16 protein-coding genes are annotated in these 18,357 nt (G+C 73.2%); 8 read left to right on the top strand and 8 right to left on the bottom strand.

Going from position 1 to position 18,357, the window contains the following annotated elements; all coding sequences use genetic code 11:
• The first annotated feature begins 51 nt into the window (after positions 1 to 51).
• From ACI2L3_RS37725 to ACI2L3_RS37735, 3 genes are read left to right on the top strand one after another with little or no spacing between them, the layout of a single operon-like run.
• Positions 52 to 1,440: an acetyl-CoA carboxylase biotin carboxylase subunit family protein gene (locus ACI2L3_RS37725; protein ID WP_404756977.1), complete on the top strand. Its 1,389-nt coding sequence runs from the start codon at positions 52 to 54 to the stop codon at positions 1,438 to 1,440.
• Complete coding sequence (locus ACI2L3_RS37730) at positions 1,437 to 3,449, top strand: PEP/pyruvate-binding domain-containing protein (RefSeq protein WP_404756978.1); 2,013 nt, start codon at positions 1,437 to 1,439, stop codon at positions 3,447 to 3,449. The genes ACI2L3_RS37725 and ACI2L3_RS37730 overlap by 4 nt, the downstream gene beginning before the upstream one ends.
• Complete coding sequence (locus ACI2L3_RS37735; RefSeq protein ID WP_404756979.1) at positions 3,446 to 4,804, top strand: MFS transporter; 1,359 nt, start codon at positions 3,446 to 3,448, stop codon at positions 4,802 to 4,804. The genes ACI2L3_RS37730 and ACI2L3_RS37735 overlap by 4 nt, the downstream gene beginning before the upstream one ends.
• On the opposite strand, the gene ACI2L3_RS37740 is transcribed toward ACI2L3_RS37735, so the two are convergent.
• On the bottom strand, positions 4,689 to 5,285 hold the full coding sequence (locus ACI2L3_RS37740; RefSeq protein WP_404756980.1) for a hypothetical protein: 597 nt from the start codon (positions 5,283 to 5,285) through the stop codon (positions 4,689 to 4,691). The genes ACI2L3_RS37735 and ACI2L3_RS37740 overlap by 116 nt on opposite strands.
• 23 nt (positions 5,286 to 5,308) lie before the next feature.
• On the opposite strand from ACI2L3_RS37740, the gene ACI2L3_RS37745 reads away from it, so the two are divergent.
• Positions 5,309 to 5,797, top strand: coding sequence for an HAD family acid phosphatase (locus tag ACI2L3_RS37745; protein ID WP_404756981.1), 489 nt, complete (start codon positions 5,309 to 5,311; stop codon positions 5,795 to 5,797).
• 374 nt (positions 5,798 to 6,171) lie between these two features.
• Here the strand turns inward: ACI2L3_RS37745 and ACI2L3_RS37750 are convergent, their stop codons facing one another.
• On the bottom strand, positions 6,172 to 6,393 hold the full coding sequence (locus tag ACI2L3_RS37750) for a dodecin (protein WP_362998956.1): 222 nt from the start codon (positions 6,391 to 6,393) through the stop codon (positions 6,172 to 6,174).
• 299 nt (positions 6,394 to 6,692) lie between these two features.
• On the opposite strand from ACI2L3_RS37750, the gene ACI2L3_RS37755 reads away from it, so the two are divergent.
• A complete protein-coding gene (locus ACI2L3_RS37755) occupies positions 6,693 to 7,973 on the top strand; it encodes an extracellular solute-binding protein (RefSeq protein WP_404756982.1) in 1,281 nt (426 codons plus the stop codon).
• Between the two features lie 54 nt (positions 7,974 to 8,027).
• Here ACI2L3_RS37755 and egtD read toward each other — a convergent pair whose 3' ends face one another.
• The 4 genes from egtD to egtA are packed head-to-tail and all read right to left on the bottom strand — an operon-like array spanning position 8,028 to position 12,425.
• Positions 8,028 to 8,990, bottom strand: coding sequence for an L-histidine N(alpha)-methyltransferase (gene egtD / locus ACI2L3_RS37760; protein ID WP_404756983.1), 963 nt, complete (start codon positions 8,988 to 8,990; stop codon positions 8,028 to 8,030).
• Entirely contained in the window at positions 8,987 to 9,742 is a 756-nt protein-coding gene (gene egtC, locus ACI2L3_RS37765) for an ergothioneine biosynthesis protein EgtC (protein ID WP_404756984.1), read from the bottom strand. The genes egtD and egtC overlap by 4 nt, the downstream gene beginning before the upstream one ends.
• Positions 9,742 to 11,088, bottom strand: a complete 1,347-nt coding sequence (egtB, locus tag ACI2L3_RS37770) for an ergothioneine biosynthesis protein EgtB (RefSeq protein ID WP_404756985.1) — start codon at positions 11,086 to 11,088, stop codon at positions 9,742 to 9,744. Before egtB ends, egtC begins: the two co-directional genes overlap by 1 nt.
• A complete protein-coding gene (gene egtA, locus ACI2L3_RS37775) occupies positions 11,085 to 12,425 on the bottom strand; it encodes an ergothioneine biosynthesis glutamate--cysteine ligase EgtA (protein WP_404756986.1) in 1,341 nt (446 codons plus the stop codon). Before egtA ends, egtB begins: the two co-directional genes overlap by 4 nt.
• A gap of 140 nt (positions 12,426 to 12,565) precedes the next feature.
• Here egtA and ACI2L3_RS37780 point away from each other — a divergent pair, with 140 nt between their 5' ends.
• On the top strand, positions 12,566 to 13,969 hold the full coding sequence (locus ACI2L3_RS37780) for a M20/M25/M40 family metallo-hydrolase (protein ID WP_404756987.1): 1,404 nt from the start codon (positions 12,566 to 12,568) through the stop codon (positions 13,967 to 13,969).
• On the opposite strand, the gene ACI2L3_RS37785 is transcribed toward ACI2L3_RS37780, so the two are convergent.
• The gene (locus ACI2L3_RS37785) at positions 13,867 to 14,805 is read right to left on the bottom strand and encodes a helix-turn-helix transcriptional regulator (protein ID WP_404756988.1); all 939 of its coding nucleotides are present in this window, start codon (positions 14,803 to 14,805) and stop codon (positions 13,867 to 13,869) included. The two genes, ACI2L3_RS37780 and ACI2L3_RS37785, sit on opposite strands and share 103 nt — an antisense overlap.
• A gap of 135 nt (positions 14,806 to 14,940) precedes the next feature.
• Here ACI2L3_RS37785 and ACI2L3_RS37790 point away from each other — a divergent pair, with 135 nt between their 5' ends.
• Positions 14,941 to 15,744, top strand: a complete 804-nt coding sequence (locus tag ACI2L3_RS37790; protein WP_404756989.1) for an SDR family oxidoreductase — start codon at positions 14,941 to 14,943, stop codon at positions 15,742 to 15,744.
• Here ACI2L3_RS37790 and ACI2L3_RS37795 read toward each other — a convergent pair whose 3' ends face one another.
• Positions 15,745 to 17,181: an amidase gene (locus ACI2L3_RS37795; RefSeq protein WP_404756990.1), complete on the bottom strand. Its 1,437-nt coding sequence runs from the start codon at positions 17,179 to 17,181 to the stop codon at positions 15,745 to 15,747.
• 117 nt (positions 17,182 to 17,298) lie between these two features.
• On the opposite strand from ACI2L3_RS37795, the gene ACI2L3_RS37800 reads away from it, so the two are divergent.
• On the top strand, positions 17,299 to 18,333 hold the full coding sequence (locus tag ACI2L3_RS37800) for a LacI family DNA-binding transcriptional regulator (RefSeq protein ID WP_404756991.1): 1,035 nt from the start codon (positions 17,299 to 17,301) through the stop codon (positions 18,331 to 18,333).
• The last annotated feature ends 24 nt before the right edge of the window (positions 18,334 to 18,357 follow it).

Consider the following 18,357-nt stretch of genomic DNA (forward strand, 5'->3'; position numbering starts at 1 on the left):
CGCACGGATACGGCGATCCGTGGCAACCGACACGAATGGAGACGAACTTCAGTGAGCAAGGTGCTGTTAGTGCATGCCAAGGGTGGTCCGCCCCTCGGTCACGTCCTCTCCCGGACGGCCGCGAAGGCGGAAGTGCACCTGCTGGCGCTCAGCGCTCTTCCTCCCGCCGTGGCAGGCTCCGCCCACAGACTGTGCGCCTCGGTCGTGACGCCCGCCGACGCGCACCACCCCGACCTCGTCACCCTGATCGCCTCGCGGGCCGAGGCCGTCGGCGCGGACGCCGTGCTGACCTTCTCCGAGTACGCGGTGGTGGCCGTCGCCGAGGCGTGCGAGGCGCTCGGCCTCGCGGGGGCGGGCGGCGCCGCCGCGCTCGCCCGCGACAAACGGCTGATGCGCCACACCTGGCGCCAACATGGCCTGCCACAGCCCGAGTTCCGGCCCGTCGGCACCGAGGCGGACCTGCACGCGGCGGCCCGCACCCTGCCGGGGCCGCTGCTGCTCAAGGCGGCCTGGAGCGCCGGATCCACCGCGCACCAGATCATCCGCTCCCCGCACGAGGCGCCGGCCGCCTGGGCCCGCTCCCGCGACGTGATGGCCGAGTCGGCGCAGCTGGGCTACGCGGAGCTGCACGTCGCCGAGGCCGACGCGCACTACGTGGTCGAGCAGATCGTCACCGGCACCGCGGCGGACTGGTTCGACGAGCCCGGCTGGGGCGACTACGTCAGCGTCGAGGGCGTCGTCGCGGACGGAACCTTCCACCCGGTCTGCCTCAGCGGCCGGATGCCCACGGTCGAGCCGTTCACCGAACGCGCCAGCATCACCCCCGCCCTGCTCGACCAGGACGCGCAGGACCGGGTCGTGGACCTGGCCCGGCGCGCGGTCGACGCCCTCGGCCTGCGCGACTGCGGCACCCACACCGAGATCAAACTCGGTGCCGGCGGCGACATGTGGCTCATCGAGACGGCCGCCCGGTTCGGCGGCGCGATGACCGTCCCGCAGATCGAGGAAGTCTTCGGACTCGACCTCGTCGGCATGCTCGTCGACCACCTCCTCGGGCGCCCGGTCGACTGGCCCGATCAGGCCCTCACCCCCGCGCAGGCGCGCGGCGCGGCGGGCTCCCTCGTCGTCCTCGCGGTGGACGGCAGCGGCCGGGCCTGGCCGGACCGCAGGGTCTGGGACTTCCCCACCGTCACGGCGGACACACCCCTCAGCCGGGGCAGCAACCTGTCGGTGGTCGCGGAGAGTTCACTACCCGACGGCCACCTCGTGCCGGTGTACGACCCGGCCGCGGGCGCCAACACCATGGCGGCCCTGTGCCTGCTCTCCGCCACCGACGCGCGGACCGTGCTCCGCGACTTCGAGACCCTGGTGGCCGCCCTGCCCCGGATCCTGCCCGCCGCCCAGCCCTCCCTCATACGGCCCGAGGAGGTCACGGCATGACCACCCAACTGCTCACCGGCGCCGCCCGCCCGGCCACGGACCGCACGGTCGTCGGCGAGAACCTCTCCCTGCCCCTCTTCCGCACCCTCTCCGGAGTCCTGGCGGGCCACCCGTACCTCAAAGTCGTCGTCGACCGCACCGAGAACACCTGGCACCTGCTCGACACCGCCGCACACCCCTTCCACGTCGACTACATCGCCACCCGCGTCCTCGGCATGGACCTCACCGCGCTCGACGCGGACCTCGACGCCTTCAACGCCTCCGTCTACATGGACCCCGGACGCCGCTTCCTGCTCGGCGTGCTCTCCCTGCACACCGACGAGGAGGCCGACGGCCGCGAACGCACCTTCCTCGTCCTGGAGACGACCGAGGCCGACACCATGCACGGCGAACTCCTCCAGTTCTTCTACGAGTTCGTGCGCACCCGGGTCGACGGCAGGCTGCCGCTGCTCCTCAAGCCCGCCAACCACGGGCAGGAGGAGGAGCTGGCGGCGATCAGCGAACTGCGCGTGCCGCGCATCCTCAGCCACGAGCTCTTCGGCACCCGGGCCCGGACACCCCTCAACCCCGGCGAGGCCACCGGGCGGCTGCGGTTCTTCCGCACCCACGAGGAGTACGCGGCGGCCGAGGCCGGGCTCGGCTGGGCGGACATCGTGGCCATGCCGTGCCTGCCGGACGACGTGCCGAGGGTGGCCGGCTTCCTCAACACCGCGCCGATCACCCCGCTCTCCCACACCAACGTCCTCGCCTCCGGCTGGGGCATCCCCAACGCGATCGTGCGCGACCTGGAACAGCTCGTCGAGAAGGACGGCCTGGACGGCGCGTGGGTCCGCTACCGGGTCCGCGAGGACGAGATATCCCTCGAACGCCTCGACCACGAACCCGCCCTGCGCGCCCCGGCCTGGCACCAGCAGCGCATCCGCCTGGAACCGCCCCTGCTCGCGGACGTTCCCGTACTGGCCCTGCACCGGCTGCGCAGCGCCGACCGCGACCGGTACGGCACCAAGGCAGCCAACCTCGGCGAGCTGCACCACGTGCTCGACAGTAGGACGGCCGACCTGACCGCCTTCTACGGGCGTCCCCGCCCGCCACGAGAGCACCTCTACGGGCACCTCGCGGCCCGCCTCGGCCTGACTGACCACTCCGAGGCCGAACTCCGCTCCGCCGCGGCCGAGTTCGTGTCCCGCACGGTCGGCGCCCCGAACGGCGTCGCGCTCCCCTTCGCCCTCCAGCAGCACTTCCTCGCCTCCTCGCCCGCCCTCCAACAGGGCATCGGCAAGCTCAAGATGGCTCTCGAACTCGACGCCACCGACGTCCTGGACTCGCTCTGCCTGCAACTGCAGCAGCTGATCCGGAACACTCCCGTCCCCGAGTCGGTCACCCGCCGGATCAGCCAGGCCTTCCTCCCCGCCCCCGCCGGCTCGCGCGGCCGCCTGGTGGTGCGCTCCTCGTCCAACGCCGAGGACCTCCCCGGCTTCTCCGCGGCGGGCGTCTACGACTCCGTCACCACCGTCCACGGCACCGGCGAACTCCTGGACGCCGTACGCCAGGTGTGGGCCTCCCTGCTCTCGCCCCGCAGCGTCCGCCTCCGCCACCAGGTCGGCATCTCCCTGGACGACACCTACATGGGCGTCATCGTCCAGGAGTACGTGCCCGCCTCTCTCGGCGGCGTCCTGGTGACCTGCAATCCGACCCGCCGCGAGGACTTCCGCAACGTCTACCTCAACTGTTCCCCCGGCTCCCCGGAACAGGTGGTCGACGGTTCGGTCCTGCCGCAGCAGTACCTGTACAACACCGTGGAGGGCGGCGGCCGGACCGTCGCCCTGGGCTCCTGGGGCGACGGACTCTCCGCCGCCACCCGCGCCCGGCTCGCCGACCTGTCCCTGACCGGGCGGCTCCTGCAGTCCCACTTCAGCGGGTCCGACGTGGACAGGCCGCTGGACATCGAGTGGCTGATGACCGACCGGGGCGACTTCCGGCTGGTCCAGATCCGCCCCTACGCACTGTGAGGGCGGCCTGGGGGAATGCGGCCCCTGGAAAGGCGGCAGCCGCCGGCCTCACCGGCACCGCCCGCCGGATCATCCGCCTCAACTACGGCTTCCAGCTGCTGTTCAACCTGCTGTGGTGGATGCCCGTCTTCTACGCCTACCAGAAGGAGGCCGGGCTCTCGGACGGCCAGATCTTCGGCATCCAGAGCATCTACTACGTGGCCTTCTGCCTGTTCGAGATCCCGACCGGCCTGATCGCCGACCGGATCGGCACCCGCAACTGTCTGCGGGCCGGCGCGGTCGTCATGACGGCGGCGAACCTGGCCCCGGTGTTCAGCGCCTCCTACACCGGCTTCCTCGTCCACTTCCTGGCCATCGCCGCGGGCCGTTCCCTCACCTCGGGCGCGGCCAGCGCCTACCTGTACGACGGCCTGCGCGCCGAGAAGTGCGACGAGCACTACCTGAGGGCGGAGGGCACCGCACGGGCCCTCGGCCTGGTGGCGAAGGTCGTGTGCTGGCCGCTGGTCGGGCCCCTGATGGCCGTGGCGCACCCGACCCCGTACGTGCTCAGCGCCGCCAGCGCGGCCGGCTCCCTCGCCTGCGCGGTGGCACTGCCGCGCCTGGCGGGGGCGACCGGCGGCACGGGGCAGAGGGAGGGCGGGAGAGGCGCGTTCCTGCGGGACGCGGGCACCGCACTCCGCATCGTCGCCTCCTCGCGGTGGCTGGCCCTGGTGATGGTGCAGGGCGTGGCGATCTTCACGCTGTCCCGCATCTGCCAGGTCAACCTCTTCCAGCCGATCCTCCTCGACCACGGCATCGCGGAGGCCTCGCACGGCGGTGTGATGGCGGCGATGACGGTGGCGGAGGCGGTGGCCTCGGCCCGCCCGCAATGGCTGGGCCGCCGCCTCCCACCGGTCGCGTGGGTCTCGGTCCTCAGCCTCGCCCTCGCGGGCAGCCTGGCGGCCATGACGCTCGGCGGGCCGTGGGCCGTCGTCGCGCTGCTGTGCCTGTTCGCCGCCGCGACCGGCTTCGCGTACCCCGTCCAGCGCAAGCTGGTGAACGACGCGGTGCCCGCGCACGCCCCGCGCGCCACGCTGCTCTCGGTCGAGAGCATCGTGGACCGCGCGGTGTGCGCACTGGCCGCGATCGCCGCGGGCGCGTACCTCGCCGCCGGGCGCCTGGACGCCCTGCTGTGGCACAGCGCGCTGGCCACGGCGGTGCTGCTCGGCGTCTTCCAACTGCTCCTGCGCAGCGGGCTCGTCAAGCGGGAGAGTGCCGGGCCCCGAGAAGCTCCACGAGCCCAACAGGCAGAAACACGGGCCGGTGCGGGCGCCCGACCTGATACGGCACGAAGCCGACCGCGGAAGCGGCTCTGACCTCCTCGGCCGTCTCCGCCTCGTAGACGACCCGACAGCCGTCCGAGCCGGCCTTCGCCCGCTGCCAGAGGGCGGGGGCCGGTTTGCGCTCCGCCTCGGTGCGCGGGGTGAGGATCCGGTCGCCGAAGTCCTTCCACGCGAAGGGCACGGACCCCCGCCACGTGGCGTCGACCTCCCGCTTCAGCCTGGCGGCACGCTCGGCGTCGGTCGCGCCCCAGGCGGACGGCACATTGGTGATCAGGCCGACCGGGATGTGCCGTTCGCGCAGAGCCCGCAGGTAGGAGGCGGCACCGGCCCGGTAGCTGGTGGCGCCACCGTCCTCGGAGGTGTGCACAAGGGTCTCGCCCAGATCGAAGTAGACGACGGGACAGCCCTGTTCACGCGCGTCGGCCACGGCCGGAGCGCAGAGCACGGTCGACACCAGGGCCGCGCTCAGCGCGATGCCCGCCCGCACACGGCCCTTGGAAGCAGATCTCTTCATACATCGTCTTCTACGCTGTCGACGTGACGAAAGACAAGAGACCCCTGGCCGTGTTCGACCTCGACGGCACCCTCGCGGACACCGGGCACCGGCAGCGGTACCTGGAGCGCAAGCCCCGCGACTGGGACGCGTTCTTCGCCGCGGCGCCGCAGGATCCCCCGCTTGCACCCGGCGTCGAACTGGCCCTCGCGAGCGCGCGGGACTGCGAGGTCGTCTACCTCACCGGGCGCCCCGAGCGCTGCCGCGCGGACACGGAGGAGTGGCTGGCCCGCCACGGCCTCCCGGCCGGCCGCATCTGGATGCGCCGCAACAACGACCGCCGCCCCGCCCGCCACACCAAGCTGCAAGTCCTCCACGACATCGCCCGCACCCGCGAGATCCGCGTCCTGGTCGACGACGACGACCTGGTCTGCGAAGCAGCAGAACAAGCCGGCTACCCCGTCCACAGAGTCACCTGGGCAACAACCCCACCCCCCCTAAAAGAAGCCCAGGAACGAGACGGCCGCACCTGACGGACACCCGGGGGGCGCCCCACCAGGGACGCGGGAAACGGCACGACCAACCACAAGAGACCCGCACCGAACGATGCACCGAAAGGCATGGTCAGGGGCGCGGGGAACTGCGCAAAACCCACGACGCGCCCGCAGCAAACGACGCACGGGACGGCCCGCTCAGGGGCGCGGGGAACTGCGCGAAACCCACAACGCACCCGCAGCAAACGACGCACGGGAAGCCGCGCTCAGGGGCGCGGGGAACTGCGCGAAACCCACGATGCGCCCGCACCGAACAACGCACGGGAAGCCACGCCCAGGGGCGCGAGGAACTGCGCGAGCAACCACAACGCACCCGCACCGGACACCGCACCCCCACCCGCCCCGCGCAGCGCCTACGCCTCGTCGCCATCCTCCAGCCGGAACCCCACCTTCAGCCCCACCTGATAGTGCTGGATCTCCCCGTCCTCGATGTGGCCCCGCACCTGCGTGACCTCGAACCAGTCCAGCGACCGGAGCGTCTGCGCGGCGCGCGCGACCCCGTTGCGGATCGCCTGGTCGACGCCCTCGTGGGACGTGCCGACGATCTCGGTGACACGGTAGGTGTGGTTCGACATGAGGTATTTCCTCCGGGCCGTCGGGGGTGCAGTCGTACGACCGGTGTCGTACGACTCCGTGCAGTACCGTCACTCCACCGTGCCCCAACCCGCCCAGTAGCGCGAGACGGCAAACACGATGACCGCAAAACGGCACGCAAGATGACCTCTGCCCCTTGACCGGCGCATTGGTACGGACCAAACTCCAGCCAGTAACCCGTTCGAGCCACGCAGCCATGCAGCCACGGAGCCGCACAGCCACGTGCTCATCCCCCCGCGTCGGGCTGACCTTCCCTGTCCGCAGGCAGAAAGTGACCCACGTGAACCCGCACCGCCGCGCCACCGTGTCCCTGGCGCTCACCCTCTCCTCCGCCGTCCTGCTCGCCGGATGCGGCGTGCTCCCCGGTGGTGACGACAGCAGGACCGTCACGGTCTGGCTGATGAGGGGCAGCGCGTCGCCCGAGTTCGTGGAGCGCTTCACGGAGGACTTCGAGAAGGAGCACGACGGCATCGACCTGGACATCCGCGTCCAGGAATGGACCGGCATCGGCGCCAAGGTGAAGAAGGCGCTGAAGGAGGAGGGCGCCGAGGGGCCCGAGGTCATCGAGGTCGGCAACACCCAGGTGGCGCAGTACGTCGACGAGGGCGGCCTGTACGACCTCACCCTGGAGTCCGCACGCGACCTCGGCATGGACGACTGGCTGCCCGGCCTCGCCGAGCCGGGCCGCTACCGAGGCGCCCAGTACGGCATCCCCTGGTACGCCGCGAACCGCGTCGTCATCTACAACGAGGACCTGTTCGCGCAGGCGGGCATCACGAAGCCGCCCCGCACCCGCGAGGAGTGGATCACGGTCACCGAGAAGCTCAACGCCGGTGGCAACCAGGGCATCTACCTCGCGGGACAGGACTGGTACACCCTCGCAGGATTCATCTGGGACGAGGGCGGCGACCTCGCCAAGGAGACCAAGGAGTCGTCCGGCGACTGGCGCGGCGCCCTGCACACGCCCGCGGCGCTGCGCGGCATGGAGTTCTACCAGCGGCTGCAGGCGCTCGGCGAGGGCCCGCGCGACGCCGACGAGGAGCATCCGTCGCAGGCCGGCGTCTTCGCGGGCGGCGACGTCGCCCAGCTCGTCGCGGTGCCCGGCACGGCCCGCGCCATCGAGGAGAAGAACCCCGAACTGAAGGGCAAGATCGGCTACTTCCCGATCCCCGGCAAGAAGGCGGGCAAGCCCGGCGCGGTCTTCACCGGCGGCTCCGACCTCGTCGTGCCCGAGCACAGCGACGACCACAAGGGCGCGGTCGAGGTGATCGAGGCGCTGGCGGGCAAGAAGTGGCAGACCGAGCTGGCGCGGACCATGAACTACGTGCCCAACAAGGCGAAGCTGGCCCCCGCCGTCACCGGTGAGGAGGGGGTCGCGGCGATGGCCGTCGGCGCCGCGAACGGCCGGGCGACGCCCAACTCGCCGCGCTGGGCGGCCGTCGAGGCGGACAACCCCATCAAGGGCTACATGACGAAGGTCCTGACGGGCGGCGACCCGGCGACCGAGGCGCGCGAGGCGTCGCGCCGGATCACCGAGACGCTGGACGTCGGCGGCCTGTGACGGGTGCCCGGCCCCGCCGCAGGGGGGCGGGGCCGGGCACCCGTCGGCACGGCCCTACGCCACCGTGCTCAGCGACAGTGCGAACCGCGCCCTCTCGTCCGTCCACCAGTGCGTCAGTTCAAGCCCTGAGGCGGCGAGTTCGGTGCGTACGCCGTCCGCGCGGAACTTCGCCGAGATCTCCGTGCGGAGCTCCTCGCCCGCGGCGAAGTCGACCGCCAGGTCCAGCGCGTGGATCTTCACTGTCTGGTCGGCCGTGGAGCGCAGCCGCATCTCGATCCACTCGCGCTCGCGGTCCCAGACGGCGACGTGCTCGAAGGCGTCCGGATCGAAGTCGCCGGCCAGCTCACGGTTGATGACCGTCAGGACGTTCTTGTTGAACGCGGCCGTCACGCCCGTCCCGTCGTCGTACGCCGAGACGAGCACCGACTCGTCCTTGACGAGGTCCGTGCCGAGGAGCAGCGCGTCGCCGGGGGCGAGGAGGTCGTGCACCGAGGACAGGAACGCGGCGCGTTCGGCGGGCAGCAGGTTGCCGATCGTGCCGCCGAGGAACGCGACCAGGCGCGGACCGGGTGTGCCGGGCAGTGCGAGGCCGCGGGTGAAGTCGGCGATCAGGGCGTGCACGTCGAGTGCGGGCCGCTGGGCGAGCAGGGTGTTCGCGGCGCCGGTCAGCGCGCTCTCGCTGACGTCGACGGGGACGTAGGTGTGCAGGTCCGCGAGGGCGTCGATCAGGTGGCGGGTCTTCTCCGAGGAGCCGGAGCCCAGCTCGATGAGCGTGCGTGCCCCGGTGATCTCGGCGATCAGTGCCGAGCGGTCGACGAGGATCTCGCGCTCGGCACGGGTGGGGTAGTACTCGGGCAGGGTGGTGATCTCCTCGAAGAGGGCGCTGCCGCGCGCGTCGTAGAACCACTTGGGCGGCAGGGTCTTCGGGGTGCGGGTGAGGCCGTGCAGGACGTCGGCGCGCAGCGCGGCGTCGGTGGCGTCCTCGGGCAGGGTGCGGGTCAGCAGGAACGGGCTCACGCAGGGGGCTCCTTGAGCGGGGTCAGCAGTACGTCGGTGCGGCTGGCGGCGAGCAGGGTGCGGTCGGGCACCTCGCGCCAGTGCGGGTCGTCGTCGTAGGGCTCGGAGGCCACGACGGTGCGGCGGCCGGGCTCCGCGAGGTACCAGAGCGTGTCGCCCCAGGCGGTCGCGGTGATCGTGTCGCCGTTGGTGAGCAGGAGGTTGAGGCGCGACCCGGGGGCGGCCTCGGCGACGTCCAGGACGGTGTCGGCGAGGGCCTGTCCCTCTTCGTCGCCGTGCCGCAGCCGGTGCAGGACGAGCGCCCACACCAGCGCGGAGTCGCAGCGCGCCTCCATCGAGAGCAGCTCCTCGGGCGGCAGGGCCGCGGTGAGCGGCGCGAGGGAGCGGGGCCAGCCGGTGACCGCGCCGTTGTGGCTGAACAGCCACGGCCCGGAGGCGAACGGCGCCGCCGCGGCCTCCCCGTCCGCGCCCGCCAGGGTCGCGTCGCGCACCGCGCCGAGCAGCGCGACGGAGCGCACCACGCGGGCCAGATCGGCGAACGACGCGTCGCCCCAGATCGGCCCGGAGCGGCGGTATCGGGCGGGCGCGGGGTCCCCGTCGGCGTACCAGCCCACGCCGAAACCGTCGGCGTTGACGGTTCCGTAGCGCTGCATCCGGGGCGTCCACGACTGCCGGAACAGGCTGTGCGCGGGCGTCACGAGGACACTTCCCAGCGGCTCCGGCGGGCCCAGGTAAGCGAGGTGACGGCACATCAGGCGGGACCCGGGGCGGGCGAGGCCTCGGCGGGACCGGCGTCGCGCGCCGTGCGGAACCCGGCGAATATCTGCCGCCGCACCGGATGGTCCCAGTTGCGGAACGTGCCGCGGCAGGCCACCGCGTCGACGGAGAAGGCGCCGCCGCGCAGCACCTTGTAGTCACCGCCGAAGAACACGTCCGAGTACTCGCGGTAGGGGAAGGCGGCGAAGCCGGGGTAGGGGAGGAAGTCACCGGCCGTCCACTCCCACACATCGCCGATCAGCTGGCGCACGCCGTACGCCGATTCGCCCGCCGGATAGCTTCCGGCGGGGGCGGGCCGCAGATGCCGCTGCCCCAGGTTGGCCCGCTCGGGCGTGGGGTCCGCGTCGCCCCACGGATAGCGCATCGAACGGTCGGCCACCGGGTCGTGCCGGGCCGCCTTCTCCCACTCCACCTCGCTGGGCAGGCGCCGGCCCGCCCAGCGCGCGTAGGCGTCCGCCTCGTACCAGCTGACGTGCAGCACCGGCTCGTCGGCGGGGACCGGTTCGACCGTCCCGAAGTGCCGCCGCAGCCACTGGCCGCCCTCGCGCCGCCAGAACAGCGGCGCCCGCAGCCCGTGCCGCTGGACCATCGCCCAGCCGGCCGGGTCCCACCAGCGCATCCTCTCGTAGCCGCCGTCCTCGATGAACCGCTGGTAGGCGGCGTTCGTCACCGGAGTCGTGTCGATGTAGAACGGCGGGACGAGGCGGCGGTGCGCCGGGCGTTCGTTGTCGAGGGCCCACGGCTCGGTGGAGGTGCCCATCGTGAACGGGCCACCGGGCACGAGGACTTCGTCGGGACCGGTGAAGGGCTCCCCGGCGGGCGGCGCGGGCGCGGTGAGAGCGGTCGGGCCCGACCGCAGCTGATGGGTGATCAGCATCGTCTCGTCGTGCTGCTGCTCGTGCTGCGCGATCATCCCGAAGGCGAAGCCCGCGTCGGTGAGCGGCGTGCCGTGGAACGGCGTCTTCTCCAGCACGTCAAGGGCGCGGCCCCGCACCTCGGCCGCGTACCCGCGGGCCTCGGCGGGTGCAAGCAGCGGAAGTCTCGGCCGCTCGGCGCGGGGATGCTCGAAGGCGTCGTAGAGCGGGTCGATCTCGGGCCGCATGGCGTCACGGCCGGCGACCGCGCGCAGCAGCCACTGCTCCTCCTGGTTGCCTATGTGCGCGAGGTCCCAGACCAGCGGCGACATCAACGGCGAGTGCTGCGCGGTGAGTTCGGTGTCCTCCACGCAGCTGGTGAGGAGCGTCGTACGGTCCCGGGCGGCCAGGAGCGCGGCGAGCGCGCGCTCCCGGAGGGCTTCCGGGTCGGTGGTGGTGCCTGTCATCGGCGGGAGTCCTTCCCAGGTGTGTCAAGGGGGCGACGGCCGGCGCGCAGGGCGTCCAGCAGGTCGTCGGCCGGGCAGCGGCCGCGCGCGACGTACTGCGCGGCGTACGTCGCCACGGCGTCCCGCACGGACGCGGGCACCCCGAGCCGGGGCAGCGCGTCGACGGCGGCGGCGAAGCAGGCGACGGCGGCCTCGCGCAGCTCGGGGTCGGCCGGGCCGTGGCGCGCCGCGTCCAGCCAGAGCGGGCTGTGCGGCGCGGCGGGCGAGCCCGGCGGCCCGGACCGCTCGGCCAGCGGCTTGACGGCGCGGTAGGCGGTCTCGGCCGCCTCCGGGTCGTCGAACAGCGCGCTCGTCACGGCGAGCGGCACGATCCAGCCGTCCTCGCCGGGCTGCGCGTCGACCATCCGCAGCTCCAGGTGGCCGCGCGGGCGGACCGGCGGGAACAGCGTGGTCAGGTGGTAGGCGAGATCCTCACGGGTGGGTCTGCGCGGCGCGCCGGTGCGGGCCCACGCGCGGAAACTCAGCCCCTCCGGCACGCTCCAGGGGCCGTCGCCCGGCTCTCTCCGCACACACATGACCGGTGCGTCCAGGGCGTGCCGGGTCCAGGCCTCGCGCGGCTCCACGTCGAGTGGCGGGGCCGCGGACCTGCCGGGCTCGATGCCCGCCCACACGGCCTGCCGGGTCGACCGCCAGCCGGTGGGCCGGCCGTCCTGCAGCGGCGAGTTGGCGAACGCGGCGACCAGGACGGGGCCAAGGAGGTGCGCGAGGCGCCAGCGCCGCGCGTAGCCGAGCGGGCCCGGCTCCTCGTGGCCGGCGTCGAGACAGATCTGCACGGACGCCGTCGAGCACATCATGCGGCGGCCGGCCGGGCCCCCGCGGTCGAGACAGGACTCGAGCGCGTCGTAACGGGGCTCGCGCAGGACGCGCGTCGGCGGACGCCACGGGTCGGCGCCGACCCCGCTGAGCGTGAGGTGGTGGGTGTGTAACACGTCGCGTACGACGGTGAGATCGGCCTGCATGGCCGAGATGCACTCCGTCAGCGATGCGGCGGGCAGCGAGCTGAGCTCCAGCTGACCGCCGGGTTCGACGGTGACGGACGAGTGCAGGGGCAGGGCCCGCAGTGCGGCGTAGGCCGCTTCGCGGCGGGCGGCGGACACGGGCAGGTGAGGCGCTCCCGGCTCGTGGACGAGCCATTCCAGCTCGACGCCGGTGGTGCGGGGCGGCCCGGTCTTGAAGCAGATGCCGCGGACCAGCGCCTCCACTTCGGCTTCCGACACCGTGTCGCGCGCCTTCGTGTGGCGCGCGGTGCGGTGCTTCGTACAGTCTCCCTCAGGCATGCGGGGATCCTTCCTTCCGATGCTGCTCGTCACACCCAAAACCTTCACGGGCGTTCGCACAAGAGTGCCCCACAGGCCGTTCCCGTGCCGCACTTCACCGCCCCTTGCGGCGAGTTGGAGTGTCCATGACCATAGGCTGCATGTCGCAGCAGACGGGCACTTCCCGGCGTACCGTCCTGGCCGCGGCGGCGGCCGCCACCACGGCCGGAGCCGTCGCCCTGCAGACGGGTCCCGCCACCGCGCATGACGGCGGGGGCCTCACGGCTCAGGAGCCGCCGCGCGAGCTGCGCGCGATACTGCGGGAGATCGACCACCGGCGCATCGAGGCGACGGTCCGGCGGCTCGCCGCGTTCGGGACCCGGCACACGCTGTCCTCGCAGGACGACCCCGTGCGCGGCATCGGCGCCGCCCGCGACTGGATCCTCGCCGAGCTGCGGCGCCACGCCCGGGCCTCGGGCGGACGGATGACCGTCGAGCTCCAGTCGTACGTCCAGGAACCCGGCCCCCGCATCCCCACCCCGACCCGGATCACCAACGTCGTGGCCACCCTGCGCGGTTCGACGTCCCCCGACCGCCTGTACGTCGTCTCCGGGCACTACGACTCGCGCGCCAGTGACGTCATGGACTTCACGAGCGACGCGCCCGGAGCCGACGACGACGCCTCCGGGGTCGCAGTCGTCATGGAGCTCGCGCGCGTCATGGCGACCCGGCGCGTCGGCGCGACGCTCGTGTTCGCCGCCGTCGCGGGCGAGGAACAGGGACTGTTCGGAGCGGCGCACATGGCAGAGCAGTTCAAGCAGCGCAAGGCCGACGTCCAGGCGATGTTCACCAATGACATCGTCGGCAGCTCCACCGCCGACGACGGCACCCGCGACCCGCGGACGATCCGCCTCTTCGCGGAGGGCGTCCCCTCGTCCGAAACGCCGGAGGAGGCCGCCGTCAGACGTTCGGTGGGCGGCGAGAACGACTCACCGGCCCGCCAGCTCGCCCGCTTCGTCAAGGAGGTGGCCTCGAACGACGCGACCGGGATGCGGGTGCGCGTCGTCCATCGCCGCGACCGCTACCTGCGCGGCGGAGACCACATCCCCTTCCTCGAACGCGCCTACCCCGCAGCCCGGTTCACCGAGCCCGCCGAGGACTACGCCCACCAGCACCAGGACGTCCGCGTGGTGGACGGCAAGCAGTACGGGGACCTGCCGGAGTTCTGCGACTTCCCGTTCGTCGCGCGCGTCGCCCGCGTCAACGCCGCCGCCCTCTGGAGCCTCGCCCAGGCCCCGGGCACCCCGCGCGGCGCGAAGATCCTCACCGCCGCGCTGACCAACGAGACCGAGCTGGTGTGGGAGCGCGGCACCGAGGCCGATCTCGCCGGGTACGAAGTCGTGTGGCGCGAGACGACCGACACCGACTGGACCCATGCGACCGACGTCGGCGACGCCACCCGTCACACCGTCGACCTGTCCAAGGACAACGTCTTCTTCGGCGTCCGCGCGGTCGGCCGCTCCGGCCTGCGCAGCCCCGTGGCGTTCCCCGCACCGCAGCGCTGAGGCGCCGCGAGAGCGGCCAGGGCCGCGTGGGACGGGGTGTCCTGTTCGGCCGCGTACATGACCAGGCACTGGTCGCCCCCGTCGGGCAGGCGCAGCGTCTCGCGGCGCAGGGTCAGCTCACCGGCCGTCGGATGGCGCAGCCGCTCGACGCCGTGGGCGTGCTCGCCCACGTGGTGCTCGGCCCACAGGGCGCGGAACTCCTCGCTGCGCACCGACAGCTCGCCGAGCAGGTCGCACAGCCGGTCGTCGCAGGCATGCCGACCCAGATCCGTGCGCAGGGCCGCGACGGTGCCTCGCGCCGTCTCCTCCCACGCCTCCCGGTCCGGATACAGGCCGCGCACGGCCGGGTCGAGGAAGACCAGCCAGGCCGCGTTGCGCTGCCCGGGCGGCAGCGCGTCGAAGTCGGTGAACAGCGCCCGGGCCGCCCGGTTGGAGGCCAGGATGTCCAGCCTGCGTCCCAGCACGTACGCGGGCACCACCTCGCCGAGCGCCGTGAGCAGCACCCGCACGCCCGCCCTGACCGGCTGCGGGTCGGGGGGCGTCGAGGCCGGGTGGCGCAGGGCGCGGACGAGGTGGCCCAGATGCGCGCGCTCGGCCCCGTCCAGGCGCAGGGCTCGGGCGACGGCGTCCAGGACGTTGTCGGAGACGTTGTGGGTGCGGCCCTGTTCGAGCCGTACGTAGTAGTCGACGCTCACCCCCGCCAGGTCCGCCAGCTCCTCCCGGCGCAGGCCGGGCACGCGTCGGCGGCCGCCGAACGGACGTACGCCGAGGTCCTCCGGCCGCAGTCGGGCGCGGCGGGAGCGGAGAAACGCGGAGAGCTCGGTGCGGAAGTCCATGGATCAAGTGTCCTTCACAAGGTGGTTCTGCCAGACCCAGGGTCGAGCCGAGCCCTGGGTGGGCACGCGGAACTCCCGCAGAGTCGGTACCGCGAGCCGGCACGGCCCGCGGACACACCTGAGCGGGAGACCACCATGACCATCACCACCGAGCAGCAGACCACCTCCACCGAGCGGCAGACCAGCCCCCTCACGGGCCGGGTGGCCGTCGTGACCGGAGCCTCCAGCGGCATCGGCGAGGCCACCGCGCGCGAATTGGCCGCGCAGGGCGCGCACGTCGCCCTGCTGGCCCGGCGCGCAGACCGCCTGGAAGAGCACGTGGCCCGCATCGAGGCGGCCGGCGGCACCGCCCTCGCCCTGCCGGCCGACGTGACCGACCCCGCCTCGCTCACCGCGGCCGCCGCCCGCATCCACGCCCGCCTCGGCCGCGTCGACCTCGTCGTCAACAACGCCGGACTCGCCCTGCCCGATCTCCTGGACGGGTCCGCGGGCACCAACTGGCAGCGGATGATCGACGTCAACGTCACCGGCGCGTTCGCCGTCGTGGAGACGTTCGTCCCGGACCTGCTCGCGGCGGCGGCCGAGCGGGGCCACGCGGACCTGGTCAACATCTCCTCAGCGGCCGCCCAGACCGTCCTGCCCGGCTTCGCCGGGTACGCCGCCTCCAAGGCCGCCTTCAGCCACCTCTCCCGCAATCTGCGGGCCCGGCTCAGCCCCGCCGACGTACGCGTGACGAACATTGAACCCGGCACCATCGACACCGAGCTGCGCGACCACATCGACGACCCGGCCATCAGCGCCGCCGTCCAGGAGGCCGTGGGCTCCATCGAGGGCATCCCCTCCGGCGGCGACGTCGCCGAGGTCATCGCCTTCGCCGTCGGGCGCCCGCGGCACGTCAACCTGCCCCAGATCTCCCTGCTGCCCACACGGGAAGCGTAGTCAGGAGACCGGAGCCGGGACCGGCGCCGGCCACTTCTCGTGCCACCGCTGGTCCGCCTCCAGCTGCGCCGCCAGGGAGATGAGGAGCGGCTCGCTGCCCGCGGGGCCGAGGAGCTGCGCGCCGACGGGCAGACCGCCCGGGGTGCGGCCCGCGGGAACGTTGACGCCCGGCCAGCCGAGGACGTTCCACGGCCACGCGTAGGGGCAGGCGGCGATCATCGCCCGGTCGGTGCGCCAGCCGCTCATCGTGGCGAGCGTGCCGAGGCGCGGCGGGGGAGTGGCCGTCGTCGGCGCGAGGACCACGTCGTACGCCGAGAAGACGGCGCCCACCCGGCGGTGCAGCGCCGCCTCCGAGCGGCGGGCGAGACGCAGCGGCGCGCCCTGCAACAGGCGCCCCATGCGGGCCGCTTCGCGCGTGCGCCGGTCGAGGAGAGAGGCGTCAGGCACCTGCCGCGCCCACTCCGCGATGCCCGCCGTGGCGCGCGGCACGAACGCGAGACCGATCTGTCCGTACCGCGGATCCGCCTCCGCCACGTCGTGGCCGAGCGCGGCGAGCCGGTCCGCGAGCGCCACCACCCGGTCCCGCACCACCGGGTGCAGGCGTTTGGGCGTCGCCGTGAACGGCATCCGCAGCGACAGGGCGATCCGCAGCCGCCCCGGATCGCGGGTCGCGGCCTCCGCGGCCCGTATGGCGGGCGGCCGGTGCAGATCCTTCTCGTGGCTGCCGCTCGCCGCGTCGAGGAGCAGCGCGGCGTCCGCGACCGTCCTGGCGAGCGGACCGTTGACGGTGATGCCGTGGAAGGCTTCCGGCCACGGCCACGTCGAGATGCGTCCGCGCTGCGGCTTGATCCCGACCAGATGGGTCCAGGCGGCGGGGATCCGCACCGAGCCCGCGCCGTCCGAGCCCAGCGCCGCGGGGACGAGGCCCGCCGCGACCGCGGCCGCCGAGCCGCCCGACGAACCCCCGGGCGTGTGGCCCGTGTGCCACGGATTGCGGGTGTCCCCGAAACCGGGGCCCTCCGTGAACGGCCACTGCCCCAGCTCGCACGTGTTGGTCTTGCCGACGATCACGGCTCCGGCCGCGCGCAGCCGACGTACGGCCTCCGAGTCCGCCGCCCTCGGCGGGAAGTCGCCCCGGCACCCGAACGCGGTCGGCTCGCCCGCGATGTCCATGTCGTCCTTCACGGCCAGCGGCACCCCAAGCAGCGGCCGCTCCGAAGCGGCCCCGCCCACCGCGCCGCCCGCCGCCAGCTCCCGGTCGGCGGCGTCCGCCTCGGCCAGCGCGGCCTCGGCCCGCACCCGCTTGAAGGCGTTGAGCACAGGCTGCGACGCCTCGATCCTGGCCAGCGTCCGCTCGGTCAGCGCACGCGAGGACACCTCTCCCGCGGCCAGCGCGCGGGCGGTGCGCGCCAGACCTTCGGCACGGTCGACAGTCATGTGGGGGGCACCTTCGCTCGACGACGGATGCCCGAACGCTAACCGGCGAGTAGCCCAACGCGGAACGAGGCAGGGGGTGTTAGGCGCCCAGCGGCCGTCTGCGAGGATGCCCGTGTCATGGTGCAGATACCGAAGCAGCAGCCCACGCAGCGCTCCGTACCGACGAGCGCCGACGTCGCCCGCCTGGCGGGGGTCTCCCGCGCGACCGTCTCGTACGTCCTCAACAACACCAGCGCCGTCCGCATCAGCGAACCCACGCGCCGCCGCGTCCACGCCGCGGCCAGGGAGCTCGGCTACGTCCCGCACGCGGCCGCCCGCAGTCTCCGCGCCGGACACAGCCGCATGGTCCTCATGCCCACGTCGGAGATCCCGATGGGCCCGCTCCTCAGCCGGTTCTTCAACGAACTCCAGTGGGCGCTCAGCCGGTTCGACTACACCGTCGTGCAGTACGCCAGCCTCGGCCTGACCGGCGAGGACGCCGCACGCGCCTGGGCCGAACTGCGCCCCGTGGCCGTCCTGGCCCCCGACGCTTCCGCACTCAACCCGCGCGGTGTCACGGTCCTGAAGCGGTCCGGCGCCAAGGCCGTCTTCACGCTCGGGCCGCACCGCGTCGAGGGCGCCCACGCCCTGCTCATGGACGGCCGCCGGGTCGGCGAGGCGGCGGCCCTGCACTTCCTCGCCCGGGGACGGCGCAGCATCGGCGTCGTCGTGCCCGCGGAGGAGGGCCTGGAGCACTTCTCGCGGCCCCGCGTCGAAGGGGCCCGGCAGGCCGTCGAGCGCGCCCGCACCGCAGGCGCCTCGGTCACCGAGCTGTCCCTCGCCTACGACGAGGAGTCCGCGGCCCGGCTCGCGGTGCGCTGCCGCACCCTCGGCATCGACGCCGTCTTCGCCTACAACGACGAATACGCGATGCTCCTGATGCGCGCCTTGCAGGACGAGGGCATCGCCATACCGGACGAGACCGCCGTGCTCGGCTCGGACGACCTCATGCTCGGCAGGCTCCTGAGGCCCAGGCTCAGCACCGTCCGCATCGAGCTGCCGTCGGGCCGCGGCCTCGCCGAACTCGTCGACCGAGTCGTGCGCGACCCCGGCACCGAACCCGAGGTGCACGACGTGCTCGGGGCCGACGTCGTGCACCGCGAGTCCAGCTGACGGCTACCGCCCCTGCGGTTGCCC

Origin of the sequence: Streptomyces sp. NPDC029674 (assembly GCF_044903205.1) — a bacterium.
Taxonomy (GTDB): Bacteria; Actinomycetota; Actinomycetes; order Streptomycetales; family Streptomycetaceae; genus Streptomyces.

What these genes read in the sequence shown, in the direction of transcription:
- ACI2L3_RS37730 (WP_404756978.1), top strand. Translation starts at nt 1,437, where the DNA reads ATGACCACCCAACTGCTCACCGGCGCCGCCCGCCCGGCCACGGACCGC.
- ACI2L3_RS37740 (WP_404756980.1), bottom strand. Translation starts at nt 5,285, where the DNA reads ATGAAGAGATCTGCTTCCAAGGGCCGTGTGCGGGCGGGCATCGCGCTG.
- ACI2L3_RS37750 (WP_362998956.1), bottom strand. Translation starts at nt 6,393, where the DNA reads ATGTCGAACCACACCTACCGTGTCACCGAGATCGTCGGCACGTCCCAC.
- egtC (WP_404756984.1), bottom strand. Translation starts at nt 9,742, where the DNA reads ATGTGCCGTCACCTCGCTTACCTGGGCCCGCCGGAGCCGCTGGGAAGT.
- egtB (WP_404756985.1), bottom strand. Translation starts at nt 11,088, where the DNA reads ATGACAGGCACCACCACCGACCCGGAAGCCCTCCGGGAGCGCGCGCTC.
- egtA (WP_404756986.1), bottom strand. Translation starts at nt 12,425, where the DNA reads ATGCCTGAGGGAGACTGTACGAAGCACCGCACCGCGCGCCACACGAAG.
- ACI2L3_RS37780 (WP_404756987.1), top strand. Translation starts at nt 12,566, where the DNA reads ATGTCGCAGCAGACGGGCACTTCCCGGCGTACCGTCCTGGCCGCGGCG.
- ACI2L3_RS37785 (WP_404756988.1), bottom strand. Translation starts at nt 14,805, where the DNA reads ATGGACTTCCGCACCGAGCTCTCCGCGTTTCTCCGCTCCCGCCGCGCC.
- ACI2L3_RS37790 (WP_404756989.1), top strand. Translation starts at nt 14,941, where the DNA reads ATGACCATCACCACCGAGCAGCAGACCACCTCCACCGAGCGGCAGACC.
- ACI2L3_RS37795 (WP_404756990.1), bottom strand. Translation starts at nt 17,181, where the DNA reads ATGACTGTCGACCGTGCCGAAGGTCTGGCGCGCACCGCCCGCGCGCTG.
- ACI2L3_RS37800 (WP_404756991.1), top strand. Translation starts at nt 17,299, where the DNA reads ATGGTGCAGATACCGAAGCAGCAGCCCACGCAGCGCTCCGTACCGACG.